Raw genomic sequence first — 4195 nt, forward strand, 5'->3', positions numbered from 1 at the left:
AATTTTCATATTGCCGTATTTAAGGCTGTCTATCCATTTCTGCATCGTATCTCTGCCGATACGCCGGGCTATTTCCTGGAAGTGCGGAACGGAAGAGTAGCGGAAGGCCCGGGCCAGACTTAAATCCTGGTTCCAGTCGCTTACCTCTCTTTGTACGCCATCCCATTTAATAATGGTACTGTCTGTTGTTACTACACCCGTTTGCAGGGCAATAAGGGCATTTACTATTTTAAATGTAGAGGCGGGTAGTATACGGGTGGTATCCCTTTTAAGATTGTAGATCACGAATTCTCCCCTGCCGTTATCAAAAAGGGCAAAGCTTCCGGTTACCTTATTTTCATCAAAATATTTTTTTAATGTTTCATCCTGCTCCACATTATTCATGGAACAGGAGGATAATACAACAGCGGTAATTGCTAAAACAGCGAAAGCGGAATATTTTATTTTCATTTTAATGTTGAACATATTATTAATTGTAAAAAACAACAAATCAAACATTTTATCCGATCACTCCCAGCTCTTTTCCCACTGTGGTAAAAGCGGCAATGGCCTTATCCAAATGATGGGGCTCATGTGCAGCGCTGAGCTGTACACGTATGCGCGCTTTGCCCTTAGGCACAACCGGGAAGAAAAAGCCTGTTACATAAATACCTTCTTCCAGTAAGCGTGATGCCATGGTTTGCGCCAGCAAGGCATCGTACAGCATAATGGGAACAATGGGGTGATCGCCAGGCTTGATATCAAAACCTGCTGCCGTTATTTTGCTCCTGAAATATTTTGTATTCCATTCCAGTTTATCCCTTAATTCGGTGGTTTCACTAAGCATATCCAGTACGGCAATGGATCCTCCCACAATGCTCGGCGCTAAAGTGTTGGAAAAAAGATAAGGGCGCGAACGCTGGCGCAGCATGTCAATTACTTCTTTTTTGCCGCTGGTAAAACCACCCGAAGCCCCGCCAAGGGCTTTGCCCAGGGTGCCGGTAATGATATCTATCTTACCCATTACATTCCGGTATTCATGTGTGCCCCTGCCGGTTTTACCCAAAAAGCCCGTAGAATGGCATTCGTCGGTCATTACTGCCGCATCATATTTTTCTGCCAAAGCACAAATGGCATCCAGCTGGGCGATGGTGCCGTCCATGCTGAATGAGCCGTCAGTTACAATAATACGGTTCCTCGCAGTGCCTGCATCTTTTAATTTTTCTTCCAGGTCGTTCATGTTATTGTGATCATACCGGAAGCGTTGGGCTTTGCAAAGCCTTATGCCATCAATAATGGAAGCGTGGTTCAGCGCGTCGGAAATGATCGCATCCCTGTCGTTGAACAGGGGCTCAAATACACCGCCATTGGCATCAAACGCGGCAGCATACAATATGGTATCTTCCATTCCCAGGAAAGCCGAAAGTTTGCGCTCCAGTTCTTTATGTATATCCTGTGTGCCGCAAATGAACCGAACGCTGCTTAAGCCATAACCCCGTTGGTCTATATAATTTTTGGCAGCTTCTGTAACTTTCGGGTGCGAGGACAGCCCGAGGTAATTGTTGGCGCAAAAATTAATGACCTTTTTTTTCTCTTTTTCTTCCGGTACCGCCACTTCTATATCCGCTCCCTGGGGACTTTCTATTATGCGCTCCGTTTTATAAAGACCATTTTGACGGATCTCTTCCAATTCGCTGCCGATGCGTTCGGTCAATTTCCTGTTCATGTGCAAATATTTAAGCTGCAAACCTACGCGCTTTTTAAAAATAACGGCCAATGTAACTTTTTCCCGTCTGCTTCGTTTTATAAGCGATTTTAACAGTAATTAACATTTTTGGCTTTGGTTATCCATCATTTGAAATTAATTTCGTGACGTCTTGAAAATGAAAAAAAAATTAAATAAGATCATTTTTATAGCTGCCTTGCTCGCAGGCAGCGCTTTGGTGTTCAGCTATGCCAGTCGTACTTATAAAAAAGTGAGGTGCAATATCGCCTGCTCGCCGGCGGATGAAACCATCCGGGAGGAAAAAATACTTCAATCGGACATCCCTTTTCTGGAATCTTTAACAAGACATTTCTTAATTTTGCATTACTAAATAGATAAAGGGTATAGAGAAAATCTACACAAGATGCCCGGCGTTTTCCAATGCCGGGTCTTTTTTTGTTGAGATGCAGTCAGGTATCGGCATTCAGCCATCGGGCAACCATAACTTCCGAACCAAAAACTCCCGAGTTCCGGGAGCTTTCATTGTTTAAATTGATTATTTTGCTTACTTTAATAAGTTCAATTGATCGGTATGACCTTTATCCAGTTAGAATACATTGCAGCCCTTGATGCCTTCCGGCATTTCACCTTAGCGGCCGACCATTGTCATGTTACACAGCCTACCTTAAGTATGCAAATTCAAAAGCTGGAGGAAGAGTTGGGGATTGTCATTTTCGACCGCAGCAAGCAACCCGTTATTCCTACGGCTATCGGCGCCGAAGTAATAGCGCAGGCAAAAAGCATTCTCGTCCAGAAAGAAGCGCTTCATGAATTGATCGAGTATAAAAAAGGCACGCTTACCGGCGAGCTGCGTATAGGCATTATTCCCACCCTGGCGCCCTATTTATTGCCATTGTTCATTCAGCAGTTTGCGATGAAATACACGAAAGTAAAGCTGATTGTAAGCGAAATGACCACGGATATCATTACCCATTCGCTGAAGGAGGGAGCAATAGATGCGGGCATCCTGGTAACGCCGCTTCAGCAAAAAGGGATAAAGGAATTCGTATTGTTTTATGAAGAAATGCTGGCATATGTGTCGAAGAAAAATACCCTTTATAAAAAACATTATGTGCTGGCACAGGATATTGATCCCAATAAATTATGGCTTTTGGAAGAGGGGCATTGTTTCCGGTCGCAAATAGAAAACCTTTGTGAATTGAGAAAGAGAAGCCTTGCAGGCAGCCATTTTGATTATGAAACCGGGAGCATAGAAACGCTCAGGCGCATGGTAGATCTGAATGATGGCATTACCATCATTCCGGAACTGGCTACACTGGATATGCCGGCAAAGCAACTACAGCTTATCCGTAAGTTTAAAAGCCCCGTGCCCGTACGTGAAGTAAGCCTTGTGGTGCAGCGCGATTTTGTAAAAAAGCGGTTAATAGATGCGCTGCGGGGGTCTATTCTTGCTTCCGTGCCCGAAAAGATCAAAAAAAACAAGGGCTCAAATATCATTGCTATTTAGAAGCATTGATCACTTTTATTGCCGCATATCATTTCAACAAGCTGTCCAGCGTATTTTGAAACCGGGGGTAATCCTTAAGGTTATTGTGCCCGGCATTTTTTATCGCAATAAACCTGTCTTTTGTATGCATGGCCTCTTTTAAACGGTGTGCATTGCTGTAGGGGATCACTTTATCATCCGTACCATGAAAAACGGTAACCGGTGCATTAACAAGACTGATATATTTATATACCGGCAGTTTGTATTTGAGCAGGGTGCTTACCGGGTATATGGGTAAATAATGCTGTACCAGCGACGTCATGCTGTAATAAGGGGTTTCCAGTATAAGCTGGTTACAGCTTCTTTTAGCAGCCAGCCACGAAGCAATGCCTGTTCCCAATGATTTGCCGTATACTGTAATGCTGTTGGCCGGAAATTTTGAACGGGCCATAACATAAAGCTGCAGGGCATCATCATAAAGCTTCTGCTCGGTAAGCCGGCCCGTGCTTTTGCCAAAGCCGGGATAATCTATCATCCATACCTCATATCCTTTTGAGGTAAACCCGGGAGCATATGCGGCATACCAGCCGATGTTTTTGCGGTTGCCATGAAAATACAGCACTACACCCCGGGGCAGGCTGTCGCGGGTAAGGAATTGCACAATGTTCATATTGCTTTGTTTATCCACCGCCACATTGATTTCCCTGCTGGAAGCAGAAAAATGATAGGGACTGCTGCGTTTCAAAGCCACTGGATGAAACAGGAAACGGTCCTGCAGTAAATAAAATGCTATGCCGCACAGCAGGTATACAACCAGGACAATGTTCAGCCAGCGTAACCATTTTCTTCTTTTATGCGGTTGCAGCCTGTTCATTACACGAATGTTAAGTCAAAAAAACCAGGTCGGTATACGTCCCGGAAAGTGAGAGGGTACGAGATGCCAGCAATTAGTCTATATGAAAAAGGTTTCGGAGCAGCAGCAGTCGAAAAGATTGCTCTTTACG

The 4195-nt window shown here is 44.2% G+C and carries 5 protein-coding genes; 2 read left to right on the forward strand and 3 right to left on the reverse strand.

Annotated features, from left to right (window positions below):
• Together PLH26_RS20650 and kbl are read right to left on the reverse strand one after the other, a co-directional pair.
• On the reverse strand, positions 1–465 hold a 465-nt coding region (locus PLH26_RS20650; protein ID WP_324587914.1), incomplete at its 3' end, for a penicillin-binding transpeptidase domain-containing protein.
• Positions 466–499: 34 nt separating this feature from the next.
• Positions 500–1705: a glycine C-acetyltransferase gene (kbl, locus tag PLH26_RS20655; protein ID WP_324587915.1), complete on the reverse strand. Its 1206-nt coding sequence runs from the start codon at positions 1703–1705 to the stop codon at positions 500–502.
• 157 nt (positions 1706–1862) lie between these two features.
• Here kbl and PLH26_RS20660 point away from each other — a divergent pair, with 157 nt between their 5' ends.
• Positions 1863–2075, forward strand: a complete 213-nt coding sequence (locus tag PLH26_RS20660) for a hypothetical protein (protein WP_324587916.1) — start codon at positions 1863–1865, stop codon at positions 2073–2075.
• Positions 2076–2276: 201 nt separating this feature from the next.
• Positions 2277–3212 carry a hydrogen peroxide-inducible genes activator gene (locus PLH26_RS20665; RefSeq protein WP_324587917.1) on the forward strand — a complete coding sequence of 312 codons (936 nt, stop codon included), beginning with the start codon at positions 2277–2279 and terminating at the stop codon, positions 3210–3212.
• A 28-nt stretch (positions 3213–3240) separates the two neighbouring features.
• Here the strand turns inward: PLH26_RS20665 and PLH26_RS20670 are convergent, their stop codons facing one another.
• A complete protein-coding gene (locus tag PLH26_RS20670; RefSeq protein ID WP_324587918.1) occupies positions 3241–4065 on the reverse strand; it encodes an alpha/beta hydrolase in 825 nt (274 codons plus the stop codon).
• Positions 4066–4195: the final 130 nt, after the last annotated feature.

This window comes from Agriterribacter sp., from assembly GCF_035444585.1.
Taxonomy (GTDB): Bacteria; Bacteroidota; Bacteroidia; order Chitinophagales; family Chitinophagaceae; genus Agriterribacter.